The sequence below is a fragment of the Planctomicrobium stercoris genome (assembly GCF_051465655.1).
Taxonomy (GTDB): domain Bacteria; phylum Planctomycetota; class Planctomycetia; order Planctomycetales; family Planctomycetaceae; genus Planctomicrobium.
The window spans coordinates 225,090-243,802 of the sequence record NZ_CP195791.1; the positions used below are offsets into that span (position 1 = coordinate 225,090).

At 58.0% G+C, this 18,713-nt stretch carries 16 protein-coding genes and 1 tRNA gene; 7 read left to right on the forward strand and 10 right to left on the reverse strand.

Annotation, left to right across the window (positions count from 1 at the left end):
- Nucleotide 1: 1 nt before the first annotated feature.
- The 5 genes from accB to SH661x_RS00935 form a co-directional block, all read right to left on the reverse strand.
- Nucleotides 2-508 carry an acetyl-CoA carboxylase biotin carboxyl carrier protein gene (gene accB, locus SH661x_RS00915; RefSeq protein WP_437227117.1) on the reverse strand — a complete coding sequence of 169 codons (507 nt, stop codon included), beginning with the start codon at nucleotides 506-508 and terminating at the stop codon, nucleotides 2-4.
- Between the two features lie 62 nt (nucleotides 509-570).
- Nucleotides 571-1,704: a M24 family metallopeptidase gene (locus SH661x_RS00920; protein ID WP_437227119.1), complete on the reverse strand. Its 1,134-nt coding sequence runs from the start codon at nucleotides 1,702-1,704 to the stop codon at nucleotides 571-573.
- A 53-nt stretch (nucleotides 1,705-1,757) separates the two neighbouring features.
- A tRNA-Arg gene (locus SH661x_RS00925) sits at nucleotides 1,758-1,831 on the reverse strand.
- Nucleotides 1,832-1,907: 76 nt separating this feature from the next.
- Entirely contained in the window at nucleotides 1,908-2,936 is a 1,029-nt protein-coding gene (locus tag SH661x_RS00930; RefSeq protein WP_437227121.1) for an NAD-dependent epimerase, read from the reverse strand.
- Between the two features lie 183 nt (nucleotides 2,937-3,119).
- Complete coding sequence (locus SH661x_RS00935; protein WP_437227123.1) at nucleotides 3,120-4,265, reverse strand: hypothetical protein; 1,146 nt, start codon at nucleotides 4,263-4,265, stop codon at nucleotides 3,120-3,122.
- A 476-nt stretch (nucleotides 4,266-4,741) separates the two neighbouring features.
- On the opposite strand from SH661x_RS00935, the gene eno reads away from it, so the two are divergent.
- The 5 genes from eno to SH661x_RS00960 all read left to right on the forward strand — a co-directional run bounded on the left by eno (nucleotide 4,742) and on the right by SH661x_RS00960 (nucleotide 10,689).
- On the forward strand, nucleotides 4,742-6,010 hold the full coding sequence (eno, locus tag SH661x_RS00940) for a phosphopyruvate hydratase (protein ID WP_437227125.1): 1,269 nt from the start codon (nucleotides 4,742-4,744) through the stop codon (nucleotides 6,008-6,010).
- A gap of 164 nt (nucleotides 6,011-6,174) precedes the next feature.
- On the forward strand, nucleotides 6,175-6,879 hold the full coding sequence (locus SH661x_RS00945; protein ID WP_437227127.1) for a lysophospholipid acyltransferase family protein: 705 nt from the start codon (nucleotides 6,175-6,177) through the stop codon (nucleotides 6,877-6,879).
- Between the two features lie 187 nt (nucleotides 6,880-7,066).
- The gene (locus SH661x_RS00950; RefSeq protein WP_437227129.1) at nucleotides 7,067-7,831 is read left to right on the forward strand and encodes a HisA/HisF-related TIM barrel protein; all 765 of its coding nucleotides are present in this window, start codon (nucleotides 7,067-7,069) and stop codon (nucleotides 7,829-7,831) included.
- 203 nt (nucleotides 7,832-8,034) lie between these two features.
- A complete protein-coding gene (gene proC, locus SH661x_RS00955) occupies nucleotides 8,035-8,847 on the forward strand; it encodes a pyrroline-5-carboxylate reductase (protein WP_437227131.1) in 813 nt (270 codons plus the stop codon).
- Nucleotides 8,848-9,054: 207 nt separating this feature from the next.
- Nucleotides 9,055-10,689 (forward strand): MDR family MFS transporter, encoded by a 1,635-nt coding sequence (locus tag SH661x_RS00960; protein ID WP_437227133.1) that lies wholly within the window; start codon nucleotides 9,055-9,057, stop codon nucleotides 10,687-10,689.
- 87 nt (nucleotides 10,690-10,776) lie between these two features.
- On the opposite strand, the gene SH661x_RS00965 is transcribed toward SH661x_RS00960, so the two are convergent.
- Nucleotides 10,777-12,384 (reverse strand): hypothetical protein, encoded by a 1,608-nt coding sequence (locus tag SH661x_RS00965; RefSeq protein WP_437227135.1) that lies wholly within the window; start codon nucleotides 12,382-12,384, stop codon nucleotides 10,777-10,779.
- Nucleotides 12,385-12,610: 226 nt separating this feature from the next.
- Here SH661x_RS00965 and SH661x_RS00970 point away from each other — a divergent pair, with 226 nt between their 5' ends.
- On the forward strand, nucleotides 12,611-13,663 hold the full coding sequence (locus SH661x_RS00970) for a hypothetical protein (protein WP_437227137.1): 1,053 nt from the start codon (nucleotides 12,611-12,613) through the stop codon (nucleotides 13,661-13,663).
- A gap of 29 nt (nucleotides 13,664-13,692) precedes the next feature.
- Here the strand turns inward: SH661x_RS00970 and SH661x_RS00975 are convergent, their stop codons facing one another.
- The 4 genes from SH661x_RS00975 to SH661x_RS00990 all read right to left on the reverse strand — a co-directional run bounded on the left by SH661x_RS00975 (nucleotide 13,693) and on the right by SH661x_RS00990 (nucleotide 17,782).
- Nucleotides 13,693-13,977: a hypothetical protein gene (locus SH661x_RS00975; protein WP_437227139.1), complete on the reverse strand. Its 285-nt coding sequence runs from the start codon at nucleotides 13,975-13,977 to the stop codon at nucleotides 13,693-13,695.
- A 114-nt stretch (nucleotides 13,978-14,091) separates the two neighbouring features.
- Complete coding sequence (locus tag SH661x_RS00980; protein WP_437227141.1) at nucleotides 14,092-15,132, reverse strand: NAD-dependent epimerase/dehydratase family protein; 1,041 nt, start codon at nucleotides 15,130-15,132, stop codon at nucleotides 14,092-14,094.
- Between the two features lie 39 nt (nucleotides 15,133-15,171).
- Complete coding sequence (locus tag SH661x_RS00985) at nucleotides 15,172-16,332, reverse strand: DUF6268 family outer membrane beta-barrel protein (protein WP_437227143.1); 1,161 nt, start codon at nucleotides 16,330-16,332, stop codon at nucleotides 15,172-15,174.
- Between the two features lie 196 nt (nucleotides 16,333-16,528).
- Nucleotides 16,529-17,782, reverse strand: a complete 1,254-nt coding sequence (locus SH661x_RS00990; protein ID WP_437227145.1) for a formylmethanofuran dehydrogenase subunit B — start codon at nucleotides 17,780-17,782, stop codon at nucleotides 16,529-16,531.
- A 203-nt stretch (nucleotides 17,783-17,985) separates the two neighbouring features.
- Here SH661x_RS00990 and SH661x_RS00995 point away from each other — a divergent pair, with 203 nt between their 5' ends.
- Nucleotides 17,986-18,708: a metallophosphoesterase gene (locus SH661x_RS00995; protein WP_437227147.1), complete on the forward strand. Its 723-nt coding sequence runs from the start codon at nucleotides 17,986-17,988 to the stop codon at nucleotides 18,706-18,708.
- Nucleotides 18,709-18,713 lie beyond the last annotated feature (5 nt).

Consider the following 18,713-nt stretch of genomic DNA (forward strand, 5'->3'; position numbering starts at 1 on the left):
ATCAGCTGGGCTTCACCAGAAACATGGGTTGTCCATATTCCACCGGGTCGCCGTCGGCGATCAGCACTTTGACGATCGTTCCGGAAACCTTGGCAGGAATGCGGTTGAACAGCTTCATCGCCTCAACAATGCAGACGATCGATTCTGAAGTGACGGTGTCTCCGACTTTGACAAATGGGGGCTCACCGGGAGACTGTGCGAGGTAGAAGGTTCCGACCGTCGGGCTCTTGATCGGAATCAGCCCTTCGTCCGCCGCGGCTGCGGCCGGAGCTGCGGGTGCAGGTCCGCTCGCGGGAGCTGCGACTGGAGCGGGAGCAGCAGCGACAGGTGCCGGTGCATAGCTGATGGGAGCCGCGGACACGACTTCGTGCGGGCCCCGACGCAGCACATACCGGGTCTCCCCGACCTGCTGCTTGAATTCCCGAACGTCATACTTCTCCAGCAGCTCAAGGAGCTGCCGCAGTCCGTCGACGTCGAATTGCTTACCGCCCTTGCTCTCCCCAGCCATGCCTGATCCTTAACCTGTTCGCCACTTCGGGTGTATGAATGTGTGTGCTGCAGTTTGTCTGCTCAGAGAGAAACTGTCACGTGATCCCAATCCTTGGGGAGCGATGAGAGGACCTCGCGGCCCTGCTTCGTCACCAGAATGTCGTCTTCAATCCGAACTCCGCCCCACCCGGGAAGATAGATCCCCGGCTCCACCGTGACAACCATCCCGGGCTGCAGGACGGTTTCCACCTTCCTCGACAGCCGCGGAGCTTCATGAACATCCAGCCCGATTCCGTGTCCTAATCCGTGGTCAAAATACTTGCCGAATCCCGCCGCCTGAATAATGTCCCGGGCAACGGCATCCACTTCTCCGCATGTGACTCCCGGTGCAATCCGGTCGATGGCCGCCACCTGCGCTTCCAGAACGGTCTTGTAGACCTTTTCGAACTTTCGGTCCGGTTTTCCGGTCAACATCGTACGCGTCAGATCTGAGCAATACCCGTCCTGCGTCACCGCCCCCCAGTCCAGAAGGAGAATCGGCGACTCACTCAACCTGCGGTTTCCGGCCCGGTAATGCGGCAAGGCAGACCGATCCCCCACCGCCACAATCGCAGGAAAACTCAGGCCGCGCGCCCCGAATCGTCGCAATGCATGTTCCAGCTCCGCAGCCAGTTGCCGTTCGGTGCTGTCCGGCGTCAGAATCGACTGAAAACACTGAAATCCACGCTCAGCGAGCCTGACCGCTTCCTTGATCTCGGCAATTTCCTCCCGATCCTTCACCACCCGCAGGGCTTCAACTTCCCAGGCGAACGACTCCAGTCCGATCCCGGGCAACGCTCCCCGCAGACTTTCGACCAGCTCGAACGTCGCCACTTGCCCTTCAAATCCGAGCCGCTCAATTTTCTGCTGCCCAACGAGATCGGCAACCGCAGCGGACAACTTGACGCTGGAAGGTCGAATCAGGGCGGAGACCCCCGGACATTCTTCTTCCAGCTGGGTGACGAATCGAAAATCGCTGATCAGAGTCTGGGAATCCTGAGTCAGCAGCAACCAGGTGCTGTCCCCACTGAAACCGGTCAACCACGCGACATTCTTCTCCGACTGAATGAGAGCCGCGTCAAAATGTCGAACCCGCAAGCTCTTTCGAAGAAGATTGCGACGCCGCTGAAACATCTCCGGAACGCGATTCATAAGCGAATGTGACCGACCGGACATGATGTGAATATTTCCGAGCAGACGGGCGAAGTCCGTTCTCCCCGTGTATCAAATGCGCCCGAGTGGATTCGAACCACTGACCGACGGATTAGAAATCCGTTGCTCTATCCTACTGAGCTACGGGCGCAAGTGGACGTATGATAGAGCGTTGCAGCGGGTGTGCAAAGACTCTCCAGGCGAAATCTGTGGACTCCGCCGATCTGTCATCGATCCGCTGACGGAAGGGGGAGACCGCGATATTCGCAATACCATTCCACGAACCGCCGGACACCGAGTTCGATGGGTGTGTCGGGTTGAAAACCGACGTCCCGTCGAAGGTCCTCAACGTCGGCGAACGTCGCTGGGACGTCTCCCGGCTGCATCTCCAGGAATCGCTTCTGGGCCGTTTTCCCCAGGCACGCTTCGACGGTCTCAATCAACTTCAAAAGGGGAACCGGCTGATGGTTACCAATGTTGTAGAGCCGGAATGGGGCAGAAGATGTGCCGGGATCGGGATGCTCTCCAGACCAGTTGGGGTTCGGCTCAGGGATCCGGTCGCTGGTCAGGACAACACCTCGGACGATGTCGTCAATGTAGGTCATGTCCCGCTGCATCTGCCCCTGATTGAAAACATCAATCGATTTACCTTCGAGAATGGCTTTCGTGAACAGGAAGACCGCCATATCAGGCCGCCCCCAAGGTCCATAGACGGTAAAAAATCGCAGGCCGGTGGTGGGGATTCGGAACAGATGGCTGTAAGTATGAGCCATCAGTTCATTGGCCTTCTTCGTGGCGGCGTACAGACTGAGAGGATGGTCCACATTCTGATGAACCGAGTATGGCAAACTCCTGCTGGCTCCGTACACCGAGCTGCTGGAAGCATATACCAGATGGGGAACCGCGTTATGCCTGCAGGCTTCCAGGACATTCGAGAAAGCCACAAGATTGCTGTCGATGTAGGCTTTGGGGTTAACGAGTGAGTAGCGCACTCCTGCCTGTGCCGCAAGGTGAATCACACGGTCGAAAGGGCCCTGTGAAAAGAGTTCAGTGACGGTCGACGGATGGGACAGGTCTCCTTCAATGATCTTGAAACGTTCCTGTCTCTCAATCAGTGCAATGCGGTCTCGTTTCAACTGAACGTCATAGTAGTCATTGAAGTTGTCGATTCCGACTACCTGATCACCCCGCTCGAGCAGGGAACGACAGACGTGAAATCCAATAAAGCCGGCAGCCCCGGTGACGAGAATTTTCACGGATTTGAATTCTGTCTTGTGAAGTCAGGAGGGGAGCGTTCCCAGCTCGAGTGCGATCTTGTCCGCGAGCGAGGGAAAAACAAACTCCACTATCCAGATGGCCAGTGGAGATTGTCAAGTGGACTCTGAACCTGTGTCCCCCTCCCCTGTGACTGTGAGGAGAATCGAACCCACCAATCAAACCTACCAGTAGATCCGCAGTCCGATCGTTCCGCCATTGGCAATCAGCGAACCATCATGCTGAACGTGGTACACAGCAGCCCCGGCGGCATTCGAACTGATCCCCCCAGCCTGATCCGGTCCCAGACCAACCCCCGCCAGGAAGAGGACTTCATAGCCAATGACGAAGTCAATGTAATCGGTGATTCCAACCACCGCCTTCAAACCCAGGTTTCCAGCGAATGCAGCCCCGGAGTCCTGTCCGGTCATTGTCCGCTGATAAACAGAATCATTGAAGCCGGATGCCGTTGCGGTTTCCTGAACGCGACCGGAAACGATATTCCGGTAAATTCCCGCTTTACTGGTCCCTTCGAGAGTCAACCAGGGGCCGTCATAGAAACGGTATCCGAAGACGAGCTGGGCACCGTTCATATCGTTCTGCGACTGCCCGTGCACCTGATAGTTCAGATAGGTCGGTGGGACCGTCTGCATGAACCCACTCCCGGCCCCGGAAATGGAGCTCGCTCCAGCGTCAATCAAGGCAGCATCGGAGATGCCTGTCGCATCGGTTCCGAAAATGCCGTTCATGCTCATGACGTTCTTTTCATCGAGCTGCACGTTGCGATATCCCACCGCCAATCGCCAGGGTCGCTTATACTGGCTGCTGCCAATATTGACTTCGATATCGCGATAGTTGGACGTTGTCGACGTCGAATACGAAGGGGCATCCCCCGGCACGACCGAGCCGATCAGAAATCCACTTTCTGTCGTCCCTCCCAGCGTGCTTTGAGCCGCCTGACTCAGAAACCCCTGATACTGCAGCGTATGATCCGCCGGACCGATGGCCGGGTCGTTCGGATTCATGTACAGGTTGCCACTCAGGATGCCGCTGGACTCTGCAGTCCAGGGAGTGATCTGAGTGAACGTGGTGTCGACCTGAAGGTTCTCGCCGGACCAACCGAAACCCAGGCGGTAACCGGGTTCGATATCGTAGCTCCCTTTACTGGAAGACACCGAGGTCGGCCCCCCAAGGAACGGTGTCCCGCCAGTATTGTTTCGGGTATAGAAGACGGCGTCGCCTTCAAAAAAGAACTGAGCCTGCGCGGGAGAGCTGACGTAACTTGCAGCCACAAAAAGAATTGCTCTGACCAGAGTCGTCCGGCGAAACATACTCTCCCCCTACCGCGAATTCGCAATCAGCCTTGTTTTCGGAGGGGACTTGCAGACTTCCCCCCTGCGTGCAGACCTTGGGACATCATCCGCCTGATCTGCTTCCGTAGAATCGACAAAGCAATCCAAAGAAAACGAACTTTTGGCTTACACGGCATCCGCCAGTCGTAGGAATTCTTCTCAAAGTAAGCATCAGGAAGAATGGGAAATCTAGGAAAGGCCTCTCGCGAACATTTCCCCACACATGAAGAATCACAGATGGATCCGTCGCATCATGGTTGTTTCCAGCTGCGTTTGATAAAAAGCGGGCACAACATCTTCCCCGACGCCAGAAGCACGCTGCGCGAACTGCCGGCCAGGCGAGAAGAGTGATCAATGCCTCCATGCAGTGTAGAGACGTCCCCCGATTTCGGCGGTGTGACGGGTCTCTTTCTAAAAGCGGGAGGCGACCTCAGTCATTGTGAAGGATGGAAAAAATGAGCGAAGCAATTCTGGCAGTCCATGGCCGACAGATTCTGGACAGCCGCGGTAACCCCACTGTGGAAGTGGATGTGGAACTCGAAAGTGGTGCAGTCGGTCGTGCAGCTGTCCCCAGCGGTGCCAGCACCGGCGCACACGAAGCCTGCGAACTTCGCGATGGCGATAAGGCAAACTACCTCGGCAAGAGCGTTCTGAAAGCTGTCGCCAACGTCAATGATGAACTCGATGCACTGCTCTGCGGGATGGATGCCTTTGATCAGGCAGCTGTCGACCTGGCCATGCTCGATGCAGACGGAACACCGAACAAATCCCGCCTGGGTGCGAACGCCATCCTCGCCTGTTCCATGGCTGTGGCTCGCGCTGCGGCCGCTTCCTGCGGACTCCCGCTGTTCCGCTACCTGGGTGGCGTCGGCGCCAGCCGTCTCCCCGCTCCGATGATGAACATCATCAACGGCGGTGCTCACGCGAATAACGGCATCGACCTGCAGGAATTCATGGTCATGCCCCTGGGCTTCGACAAGTTTTCCGACGCTCTCCGCTGCGGAGCAGAGATTTTCCATAGCCTGAAAAAAGTGCTCCACGACAAAGGGATGAGCACTGCCGTGGGCGATGAAGGGGGATTCGCCCCGGACCTGAAGAACAGCGAAGAAGCCATTCAGGTCATCCTCCAGGCCATTGAAAAAGCCGGGTACACTCCGGGTGATCAGGTCAAGATCGCCCTGGACTGCGCCGCAACCGAACTCTACGACTCGAAGACCAAGATCTACACCGTTGAAGGCAAGACCTTTGACGCTTCGGGCATGGTCGATCTGCTGGCCGGCTGGGTCGAAAAGTATCCGATCTGCTCCATCGAAGACGGATTCTCCGAAGACGACTGGGACGGCTGGAAACTGTTCACCGACCGTGTCGGCAGCGAAATCCAGATCGTGGGAGACGACCTCTTCGTGACCAACAGCGAGCGACTCGCTGAAGGGATCGAACGGGGCGTTGCCAACAGTATCCTGGTGAAAGTGAACCAGATCGGTTCGCTGACAGAAACCATCCAGGCTGTCGATCTCGCCTACAAGAACGGCTACACAGCTGTGATGAGCCATCGTTCCGGTGAAACGGAAGATACCACCATCGCAGACCTCGCAGTGGCGCTGGGAACCGGCCAGATCAAAACCGGATCCGCCAGCCGCACCGATCGTATCTGCAAGTACAATCAGCTCTTGCGTATCGAAGAACTGCTCGGACCGGCTGCCGTTTACGGCGGAACGATCTAATTCGTCCGACCGTTTTTTGAAAAGTTCAGCCGTTTAGCCCCACACTTGAAGTGTGGGGCTAAACTTTTTGTATCGCGAGAGAATTTGTCTTGTCCCGATTTCCCGGGTCGAGATATCCTCCCGCCACAAGTTTGTCCCGAAACCGCGTCAATGGAATGGATTCCGTGAGACTTCGAAACCGTCGCGTCATTCGCTTTGTTGCCCGAGTGCTGGCGTTCCTGTTCCGCTGCCTGTATGCCACCTGTCGCATTCGCGTGATCGAGGGAGCCCCCCTGACGTCTCCCTATGCACCGTCAGGTTCCCACAGATACGTCTACTGCACATGGCATGATGGAATTCTGAATTCCCTGTTCTGCGGGCCCGTGCATCACTGTGCAGCTCTGACCAGTCGACACACGGACGGCGAATACGTGGCTCAAGTCATGGAAGTGATTGGGATTCAGCCGATCCGCGGATCAAACGGACGCGGAGGAGCCACCGCTGCCAAACAATTGCTGACCGCAGCCGAAAACCACCATATCGTCGTCACCACCGATGGTCCTCAGGGGCCTCGACGAACCATCAAGCCGGGAATCATCTTTCTCGCTTCGCAGACCGGAAGGCCGATCGTTCCGGTTGCCTGCTCTGCGCGTCGCGCCTGGCGGCCGAAGGGTCACTGGACCGATCTGCTCATCCCGCTTCCGTTCACGGACGTCTTCGTGCTGGGCGGCGAATTGATGTTCATTCCGCCCGACGTGCGACGCGACCAGCTCAATGGTTTCTGCAAAGATCTGCAGCAGCGGATGGACGCCCTTCAGACTCGCGCCGACGAAATCGCTGCCGGACGCGAGCAGATCCCTGTTCAGACGACTCACGCCAAAGCAGCCTGAACCAATCCCTTTTCTTGTCGCCATCGACGCATCCTGCATCCCGGGGAAGGAACGCGCACTTCCGAAAAATTCTGCCTGTGCCACGGAACTTTTCCCCCATTTCGGCGGGAAATCCGTAGAATCAAGGTGGAACGTTCTCTTTGAGCGCTGGCTGTCTGGCCATGAGCTTAGAAACCCGGGAGGCAACATGGACCTCATTCCCGTCATTGACCTGATGCAAGGACATGTGATTCGCGGACAGGCGGGTCAGCGCGAAAGTTATCAACCGAACACTAGCAAGCTGCTGGCTTCGATCGATCCCCGATCGACCTGCCAATCCCTGATCCGCCATTACCGCCCGCGTTGCATCTATGTCGCCGATATCGACGGCATTCAGGATGGCCAGCCTCAGTACTCCATTCTCGAGTCTCTGGTCGCCTGTGGAACCGATCTGGTGGTTGACGCCGGGACAGATTCCCTTGCTCAGGCGCAGCGAGTCCTCGAGTTGGGGGTGACCAAAGTCATCATCGGACTGGAGACGCTCCCTTCGCTGGACTTGATGAAAGAGCTCATCAGCGAACTGGGCGCAGATCGCGTGATTTTCAGCCTGGATCTGTTCAACGGCATCCCGCTCGGCCCCGACGCCGCCGGAAAGACTCCCTTGGAAATCGTGGCAACCGCTATGGAATGTGGGGTCCGCCAGATGATCGTTCTTGATCTTTCACACGTCGGGATGAACCGGGGAGTCCCCACCGGAGCCTTGTGCCATACGATCAAGAACCGCTGGCCGGATCTCGTTGTGTGGACGGGCGGAGGGGTTCGCTCACTCGCGGATCTGCATAAGCTTTCCCTGCTGCGGGTGGATGGAGCGATGGTTGCATCCGCATTACACGATGGACACATCACTCCAGCGGACTGGAAGAGTTTCGAAACGCTGTCCAACGACCGCACGCAGATGGCCATGGACGCGTGACGACTCCGGGTTCTCTCAACAGGTCAGCAACCAGTTTCGCTCCAGGTGCAGACAGCATTCTGTCTGAGTGAAGCAGTTCGCTACAATCGCTTTGGCCTTTTCCCGGATTTGCCAGGGTCAAGGTTGAAACCTTGCTCTTCAACCTGACACCTGAAACCCTTCAACCTCCACAACCTCACGCTTCTCAATCTGGACCAACTTTCATGAGTGAACTTCGCGTCGGCTTTCTCGGAGCAGGCAAAATGGCGACTGCTCTGGCCAAAGGGCTGATTCAATCCGGTTTCACAGCGGCCGATCGAGTCCTTGCCAGCGATGTCGTTCCCGCTGCACTCCAGAGCTTCGAAAAGGAAACTGGTGCCGCTGTCACAAGCAGCAATCAGGATGTGCTCGCGAATTCGCAAGTGATCTTTCTGGCGGTCAAACCGCAGACGATTCCGGCTCTCCTCAAAGAGATTCAGGAGCATGTTCAGCCTCAGCATCTGCTCGTCTCGATTGCTGCGGGAGTCAAGCTGCACCAGATGGAAGCGGTCCTGGGGAACCGGCGTCTGATCCGCGTGATGCCGAACACTCCTTGTCTGGTGGGGGCAGGAGCTTCGGGCTATTCGCTGGGAACACATGCCAAGTCGGAAGACGGCGAGCTCGTGGCGAAGATGCTGAAGACAGTGGGAATCGCCCTGCAGGTGCCGGAATCGTCCCTGGATGCTGTGACGGGTCTGTCGGGAAGCGGACCAGCGTACGTCTTTGAAATGATCGAAGCCCTTAGCGATGGCGGAGTGCTGGTCGGCCTGCCGCGAGCCGCAGCCACTCAGCTGGCCGCTCAGACGCTGCTGGGCGCTGCCCGGATGGTTCTGGAAACCGGTGAACATCCCGGACAGCTCAAAGACGCGGTCACCAGCCCGGGGGGAACGACCATCGCCGGACTGCACGCGCTGGAGCAGGGGGGAATGCGAGCCGCTCTGATGAATGCTGTTCAGGCTGCGACGGAACGATCCCGGCAACTCGCCAGAGGGGAATAAGTTCCCTCCCGACGTGCCTTCAGCACCAGCCCCGAAGCTGACGGCTATCTAACAACATCAACTTGAATCTGTTTCCATCGCGACGATTTCCAGTGATTCCACCACTGCAGGCTCGACGCACGGGAATCGTTCGCCACAATCACGGTACCGACCTCCTCCAGGAGGCTGGCTGTCTTCGTGCTGTGACTTTTTCAGATTGACGTTGATATGGATGCTGGTGGTACCGATGCAAAGCTGACGGCAGAAGGTCCCGCCCCCGCCCCCGTCTCACATCGTCAGGTGATGATGGTCTTCATGGGGCTGATGCTGGCATTGATGCTGGCAGCCCTCGACTCCACCATTGTCTCCACAGCTCTCCCCACCATCGTGGGTGAACTCGGCGGACTCGCCCATCTCTCCTGGGTCGTGACAGCCTACCTGCTGGCACAGACGATCGTGACACCGGTCTACGGCAAGCTGGGCGACCTGTATGGCCGAAAAATCGTGCTCCAGGTTGCGATCGTGATTTTTCTGCTCGGCTCAGTCCTGTGCGGGATCAGTCAGACGATGACGCACCTCATCCTGTTTCGCTTTCTGCAGGGACTGGGGGGCGGAGGATTGATGGTCACCACGCAGGCGACTGTCGGCGATATCGTCGCCCCGCGCGATCGTGGCAAGTATCAGGGAATCTTCGGAGCAGTCTTCGGGGTGGCCAGCGTCGTCGGTCCTCTTGTCGGAGGATACCTGACCCGTCACTGGAGCTGGCGCTGGATCTTCTACATCAATCTTCCGATCGGGGCCTTCGCGATGATTGTCCTCGCCACAGCCCTTCCGTCCCGCTGCATGAAAGTGCGTCATGCCATCGACTATGCAGGGAGTGCGCTGTTCGCCACGTTCCTGTGCTGCCTGATCCTCATCACCGATCTGGGAGGAACCGAGTATTCCTGGGATTCTCCGCTGGTGCTGGGACTGGCAGCCACTGTGGTTGTATCGTTCATCCTCTTTCTGATTGTGGAACGAACCGCTGTTGAACCGGTGTTGCCGTTGCGGCTCTTTCGAAACCGTTCCTTCTGGATCTGCTCCACCCTGGGGATGGTGGTCGGATTTTCGCTCTGGGGGTCCGTCACCTACCTGCCGGTCTATCTGCAGGTGGTGAAAGGAGCCAGTCCGATTACCTCCGGTCTACAGCTGCTCCCGCTCATGGGGGGAGTCCTGACCATGTCGATCATATCGGGACAGATCATCAGCCGGACCGGGCGGTACAAGTTCTTTCCGATTCTCGGCATGCTGGTGATGGGAACCGGCATCGCCGTCATTTCGCAGATGTCCCCGGACGTCAGCCTTCCGGTGGCATCGCTGTATTTTCTCTGGGTCGGACTCGGGCTGGGGATGGTGATGCAGGTGCTGGTGATTGCCATTCAGAATGCCGTGGACTACCGGGACCTCGGGGTCGCCACCTCTGGAGCGATCCTGTTCCGTCTGATGGGTGGCTCGATCGGAACCGCCATTCTCGGAACCATCTTCACAGCTCAGCTGCATCACCATCTCGAACATCTTCTGCCCGCGGGCATGGCGGCTTCCCAACAGCTCTCTTCGATCAGTCCGCAATCGATCCAGGAACTTCCGGAAGCGACCCGACAGATTTATGCGCAGGCCTTTGCAGCATCGTTCAGCACCGTCTTCCTCGTTGCATCCGGGGTGGCGGCAGCTGGTTTTGTCCTCGCTTTGTTTCTCCCCGAACGTCCATTGCGTCAGAGTGTGGCTGCTGCAGCCCGGACGCATGTTGGCGAAGAAGCGGGAGAGGCGTTCGATATGCCGTTCGTCCCTGAAACGGCTTCTCAGAAGCCCACTTCATCATCTTGAAGTGACTCAACAAAAAGAAGCTGTCCAGAAATTCTGCACAGCTTCAATTGAGAGAGGGATTGAGAGAGACTTCCTGAAATTCTGGGGCTATTCAGCCGGCTCCGGATGCAGTTCCGGAATGGGTCCTTCCGGTCCATCGGCAGCGTTTGAGTAGGCCAGCTGGACTGGCACTGTGCCGCTGCCGTCAGCGAGCGGGACTTCCTGAATCACTTTGCGGATCGACACGTTGTCGTGCAGCGGCAGATCGCCAATCTCTTCACCGCCATCTGATGTCCATCCGAGTTTGCTGGCGATGTCCGGGTCGTGAGGATTCCGGATCACGTCTTCGACATCCGGGTTGGTGCGAACTTCCAGCAGCTGGTGATAGATCATTGCCACGGTGTTCTTCCAGCCCTCGGGAAAGGCGGCAATCCCGTTCTTGAATCCGTCCTGCCGGCTTTCTGAATAGACGACAGCCGAGTAGTACACTGTTTCATCACCGATATGAACCGAACCGTGATAGCCAGCCAGTCCGTTGATGGAATCGACAGCGACTTCCGGGTCATCGCTTTCCGCCACAGCAGCATCCCCCGGAGTATTCTCGTCCTGAGTGGCAGGAATGGTCTGGGTTGCCTCCGCAGACGCCGTCTCTGAAGGGACATCATCGTCCGTGAGGATCGTGCCCGGAGGACACACGAAATTGAACACAGTGCTCTTCAGATCGTACTTCGAAAGGTAACCCTGTCCGTGAAGGTATTGGATGAAGCGATGCACGTCGCCGCGCGAGACTTCTTTGGGGATATATCCAATGAGCGGATGGGATGGGTGAGCTGTGGTGCCGATCTTCTGATTGTCGAAGTATTGGCGAATCACATTATTGAGGTGCTCATCTGTCATGGCTGCGAGCACTGCGTTGTCGATGTTCTTCACATCGCTCGTGCTCCAACCCTGATCGCCGCTGATGTAAAGGTTGACGTAGCCCAGTTCCCGCAGCGTTTTCCCCCCACGGTAACGCAGGTCCCGGGACACGGAGGCTCTGGCGTCATCCGGGAACAGGTCCGCTTCACCTGCAGAGGGAATCGGTTCCTTCTCAGCGGACGCAGCGGCACTGGTGAGTTCTGCTTCCTCACGTGTCAGCCGTTCCGCGTTTGAACCCGGTCGGGTGGCGACGCTCAGATGCCGGTGCCGTCCACGCGCCTGCTTGCGAGTGGTGTGAACCAGCGCGTTCCCGTTCGCCGCCGGGGCAGCATTGCCCAGGGCACTGCGGGGAGGCAGGGGCCAGGGAGTCCACTGCACGGTGACATCCGGCGGACTCGCAGGTGTCGCCGCTTTGACGGGACTTGAGCTTGAAGGGTTGGGATTGGACGCGGAGACCGGAAAGGCCTGCGGGGTGGACGGCGGCGATGAGGCAGCGGGGGAAGCGGTCGATGCGGTGGTGACCGGAACGGGGGCGGGGGAGGCAGCGATCGAGGAGAATCCCGAGTTGCCCGTCAGCGGAGCAGCGGCGGGGGACGTGTGGAAGGAAGTGAGGGAGGCGGTCTGTGCAGCAGGAGGAAACGATCCCAGCGATGTGCCGGGGGCCGCTGCATATGTGGGACCGGTTGTCGGCATGCCGGAGTAGCCGGTCTGGTAGTAGGCGGGATGGCAGCCGGCTGCCAGGCATCCGAACATGGTTACGAACCAGATCGATGGGGATGCGAACGAGGAAGGGAACATACCGGCACTCCGTGTTTGCCCGGACGGGATTCGATGGTCGTGGATTGACCACTGGGCGAGAATGGCGAACATGTACGAGATCTGAACCGGCAGGAACAGCCGATTCTCCACAAAATGAACCGGCAGATTCTGCAGATTGCAAGATTTGCAAAGAAGTCCGCGATCGAAGCTCCTGAGGAAAGCGTGGTGGCCGTTGTTCAGAATCGTGTGCTGGATGGCTTGTTCGTTGTCGTGGGGCATACTGAGCGCGAACGCTGCCGAAGTCGCCACGGTGCTCGGGACGGGAACCCGGGGAAACAGCACGGATGGCACAGTTGCGGACGCAGCCCTCATCGGCGAGCCGTTCGGACTGGTCATCGGACCCGATGGAGCTTTGTACGTGTGCGAGGTCGGCAATCACCTTGTTCGACGTGTCGACCTTAAGTCCGGAGAGACGAAGGTGGTCGCAGGGAGTGGGGAAAAGGGTTACTCCGGCGATCGCGGACCGGCGACCGCTGCCCGGATGAACGAGCCCTATGAAGTTCGTTTCGACTCACGCGGCAACATGCTCGTCGTGGAGATGCAGAACGCTGTCGTGCGCAGGATCGATGCGAAGACGCAGGAGATTTCCACGATCGCGGGAGACGGTCGACCGGGCTTTGCAGGGGACGGCGGTCCCGCCAATCGCGCTCAGCTTGACCAGCCCCATGCGATTACCCTGGATCGGGACGGTCACATTTACATTTGCGACATCAGGAATGGTCGTGTCCGGAAGGTCGACGCTGAGAACGGGACGATCAGTACATTCCTCGGTGGGGGAAAGCAGCCGTTAAGCCCCGAGAACACGGGGTTTGACGATTTGAAACTGCAGGGTCCCCGGGCTCTGGATGTCGCTGGCGCGGATGCCTTTGTCCTCGCTCTGCGAGAAGGAAACTCCATCTACCGAATCGATGTGAAGAATCGCACGCTTCAACATCTCGCGGGGACCGGCAAGAGTGGTTACTCCCGCAAAAGCGTTCCCGGTCCAGACGCTGTACTCGCCGGGCCGAAGGGGATTGTGGTTGCCCCCAGCGGGGACATCTACTTTGCCGACACGGAAAGTCACACCGTCCGGGTGATTCGAGCTGCGACGGGCCATGTCGAGACCGCGGTCGGCGACGGTCAGCGAGGTGACGGGCCGGATGGCGACCCGCTCCAGTGCCGACTCGCACGTCCTCATGGAGTCTGCGTCGACGCTCACGGGAACGTGTATATCGGAGACAGTGAAAACCACCGCGTCCGGGTCTTCAGGCCGGAGTGATCACGGGATGAAGTCTCGTCCTCACGACCTCAGACCCAGAATGAGACGTACCAGTTCAGGCACTTCCCGAACAGGGGATAAGCCTCTCCAAGCATCCGCAGCGGCTCATAGAACGCAGCCAGGATCTTTGGACCGTGTGCGAATTTCGCATCGACCCAGGACCAGTACATTGGACCGATCGACAGCGTGTAGACGCAGAACATGATGAACATCCGCTCGATGAACCCTTCCAGCCACAGACCCCACCTCCACAACAACGGTGTCGGAGGGGGAGACGTTTGAGCAGAAGGGAGGGGAGCAGCGTCCATCGACATGCAGTGTATCACTCTTTCAAAATCTTCGGACGGTTCGTTGGTTCAGAACCGCCCGAACCGTTTTCTCAACTGACTTACTCTCATCGAAATCGCGTCGTTTCGGTCTTTCCCGAATCACGTCGACTTCAGCAGTCCCGCCTGTCGGGCCCAGTCGATGGTCCGCTTCATCCCTTCCGTGAACGTCACGCGGGATTCGTAGTTGAGTTCTCTCCGGGCGCGGTCGATGCTGTAATCGAGGTTCAGTCCCAGGAATTTGATGCGGGCCTGGGATAGCAATGGAGCATTCTTCCTTCCCAACGTTCTGTACGTCCCCTCCATCAGAGCTGCCAGTGCCCGCGCGACCGGCAATGGGACCTTTTTCTTTGGAGCCGGAAGACCGGCGTTCTGGCAGATTGTTTCCATGAATTCGATTCTGGAAACGAGATGACCGTCCGTCAGGTTATAGACCCGACCAATCAGATCCGTCCGCGGCAACGCCTGAAAGACCGCATCGACCAGATTGCCGACATAGACCTGATTGAGCAACTGCTTTCCGGACCCCAGATACACGACCTTCTGTTTCTTCAGATTCTCCAGCAGCTTCGGGAGGACGGTCCGGTCGCGAGGCCCATAGATCCACCCCGGACGCAGGACGATCCCCGGGAGGTTCCGTTCTCGCACATACTGCAGGAACAACTTTTCAGATTCTACTTTGGAGAGTGTGTATCCGTCGATCCCCTCGCTGTTGACCGGGGCCGACTCATCAGTGCCGTAATGGTCGGTGGCGGGGTAGACCCCCAGTGAACTGATGTGGATAAACAGCTGCAGCGTCCCGGACTTCAACGAAGCGTCTAATAATGCCCGTAATCCTTCGACGTTCGTCTGGAGGTATTCCGTCACCGGCCCCCAGTCTCCCACCTTGGCAGCACAATTGACGATATGCGTCACTCCCTGAACAGCTCGATTCAAGGAAGAAGGATCTGTCAGACTCCCTTCGAAAAGTTCCACGGGAAGCGTGCGGAGAAACTCGACGTCACTCCCGGGGCGGACCAGGGCGCGGACCCGGCAACCGAGTTCGACAGCCCGTTCGATCACATGACTGCCGACCAGACCAGTCCCCCCCGTCACCAGCATGAGAGAATCGGGACCGGGGAACGTCGCATCTTGAACAGACATGCACTGATCTTTCGGGTGTGAGCTCTCAGCTCGTCAACATCAGAACGCCACTCCTCCTCGCAGCATGCCGGTGGGGGATTGTGTGGAATCACCGACACCTGAAGTGTATTCAATCTTCCGGCCAAACACGAAACCAGCTTCCACCAACCAGCGAAATTCTTCCCCGTGCACATGTTCGAACCCGGCAATCAGCCGGTAATCGCGTAGCGAAACGACATCATCCCGGCCGCCGGCCTGCTGCACCGCCCAGGAACCGCCACCGAATTCCCCCGCCAGATAGCACCAGCTCTCACTCTCGCCGTCGAACATCACCCGGTACCCGACTTTCGGACGGGGAAAGAACAGTTCGATTTTGACGTCGTCGCTCGGCTTGCAGAAGATTCCCCCTGCAGGCATCGCTTTGATATCGGCCCGACCCAGATAGAGAAATCCGGCAGAGAGCTTTGTCGCCGGCGACCATTGATAGAAGGCCAGCGCCCGCCCGGTCATCCGAAACGCCTCCGAGGTGGTATTCTGCCCGTCCGTGAAAATGCTCGGACCAGCCATCCCAAGGAACGACCATTTCGCTGTCAGAGGAAGAAACAGCGATGTATCCAGTCCAGTATCGTAGAGCTGAGAAGGGAGACCCGCTGGGGCTCCATCCGAGATGACATGCCAGCCGAACCGGGGAGCGAACTGCAGCACCGGAAGCTGCCCGAAGTACATGATCGAACGGATATCGAGGGTGTTCATCCCGTAGTCGTCACTGACTTGCGGAAGCACCGTATCCGTGACGGCGGTCTCCCTGACCTTCAGTCCCTTCTGGTCTTTCGGCAACGCTGCCAGTTGTTCCGTCAGGAAGGGAAATGGATTCCAGCGGGGCTCGGAGTAATGTCCCGCCGGATCTTCGTCGCGGGCAGCGGAGTCGATAGTCGGATATTGAATCAACTGCAGCCCGGGATCGTCCTCAAGCCCCTCCACGATCTCGTTCTGCAGAGGCTGACTCTGAAATGCCTCCGACGGCAGAAACGCTGGCTCCGCGTTCTCGTCGAACGCTTCAGACGGATCCGGAATCGTGAACAAAGACGGGTGAGCAGTGATGTAAAGCGATTGCGGGTACTGCCGCGGCGCCGGCACGTGTTCCGGCTCATCCGCGCACACCGGGAGCGCGCCCGGCACAGCCAGAAGGAAGACACACAGGCAGACTGTGCCTCGCTGCATACTGGAGGTGCCAGAAATCTGCGAGAGGGGACAGGGTTGGAAATTGCGACAGGAGTCGATGCGAGCACACAGCTCAGGTCGCCTCCTATCCCGTGCGACGCCCTTCCGTCAAGATCGTCTGAGTTTGTCAGCGGCAATCAGGGGACGCCTGGCGGAAACTGCCGATCCTCGAGGACCATTTCGATCACCGGGCAAGCTACAGCCGTTGCAGGATCTGCTGGAGAACCTCTTGTGTGGTCGGGTATCGGCTTTGATAGAGCTTCCGCAGCGGGAGGGCGACATCATCCATCCGATACGCCGTTCCCTCCGTCTGAATCCCCGGTAGAGCGGTCAGCAGTCGAACGGTGGCAGTGAACGACGCGGGAACCTGTGGAGGATCGATCACCACCGTCGGGAGCGTCTGCAGGTGCTCGAGGGCACGGGGGGAAAGCTGAGCCAGTGATTCACTTCCGATCACCAGACAGCAGTCGACTTCGCCTCGCTCCAGGAGTTCGCCTGCGGAAAATTCTCCAGGCTGGTAACGCGGATAATGCTGCTGAAAATCGACAGCCAAAGGAAAACCGGTCTGCCAGGCCAAGACGTTCTCAGCCCCGGGGTTACCGAGGGCACGAACGGTGAACCGCGTCGAGGCATTCAACTCCGAGACCAGTTTGAAGAGTGTTTCGACCGTCAGATGCGGGCTGCTTCCCGACGTTAGATCGGCACCATAGAAGATGGTTCCGTAGCGGCAGGACTTCATCTTGCCTGCCAGCTGTCGCAGGGAATCGAGCGGCAAGTCCAGTTCCTCGGCCGGTTGCCAGTTTTCATTTCGAATCAGTTGTCGAAGGACAGCAATGATGTCCGCATCGCGACCGGGTGGAACTCTCAACACCCAGTCGACATCTTTGTCTGTCAGTGTCTCTTTGGAATTGACGCTCACGAGCGTTCGATCCGCTCGGCCGCGAGGGAGGAATTCACTCGCTGGTGCCGCGGCATGTCGTTCCAGAAGACGGGGATGTGTCCGGTTCGGATCCGCTCCCCAGAAGATCACCAGATCGGACCGCTGTTTGATTTCTCCCAGCGTGCAGGTCGAAAATCCAACCTGTTGCATTGCCAGGATCGTGGCTCGGGAGAGCAGCTCTCCTCCAGTGTCGATGACCGCGCCGAGATGTTCTGCCAGCTGGATGGCCGCCCGCTGACCTTCTGTTCCCCCATGCTTCAGCCCGAAAATCAACGGCGCCCTACTGTTTCGAAGCAGATCCGCAGCTGCATCCAGAGCCGCTTCAAAGAAAGTAGACTGACCACGACACGTGCAGGGATCGGGACGCTGGGAATTGAGCTTCTGGAACACCGAGACCGCCACAGGACAGGCGTGTTCCGCCCGAACGATCTGATCTCCCTGTACTTCCAGCACAAGGTCGTCGCAAAGACATCCGCATAACGAGCAGGCAACATCAGTATGCAGCGACATCGGCAGAAGTTCTTTGCTCAACGTAGGAAAAGGGAAGTGACACTTTAACGACTGATCACCTTCTGCTGCCAATCCACCGTGGCCTCGGCAGCTGCATCCTGAAATTCCAGAACCGCCGATGGCGAAGTCCCGGACGCGGAGTAGAATGGAAAAGACCTTCGAATCTCACAGCCTGCACTGCAGGTCCAGGAGTGACGTTCCGCATGCCGACATTTTCGTTCGTCTCCGATTTGCACCTGTTTGCCAGCCGATCGTCTGCCTATTCCCACTTCGACGCTTTGATTCACGCTTCACGACAATCGGATCGCTGCATTCTCGGCGGGGACATCTTCGACTTCCGCTGGTCCCGATATCCCACTCCGGAAGAGACCGCGGATGCAGCCATCGACTGGCTGCGCGAGTTTCTGGAAAGCACGGGAAACTGTGGAGTCCATTTTCTTCTGGGGAATCACGACGACCATCCGCTGCTGCATGAACGCCTCCCCCGACTGGTCGATGAATTTCCCCGTTTCGAATGGAGCCGGTTTTATTACCGACTCGGCGACACCCTGTTTCTTCATGGGGATGTCGCGGACCGAAACATGACCGCAGCCTGTCTGGAACAGCAGCGGAACAAGTTTCACCACGGAACCCGTTCGCCGTTTCAGCACAAACTCTATGACATGGCGGTTAAAGCGCATCTGCATCTGCTCCCGCCGACCGCTGCGTATCCCAAACGAAAAGTCGCACGTCGCATTCTCTCTTACATGCAGCATATCGGGCAGGGGCCGGGAACAGGTGTCAGGCACGTCTGTTTCGGCCACACGCATCGCCCTGTCGACAACTATCATCTGGGAAATATCACGTTTCACAATTGCGGCGCGCCGATCGGTGCCGGTAAGTTCCGGATCGTCCGCCGTGATGTGCAACTGACGGACACTGTCTGATTTCC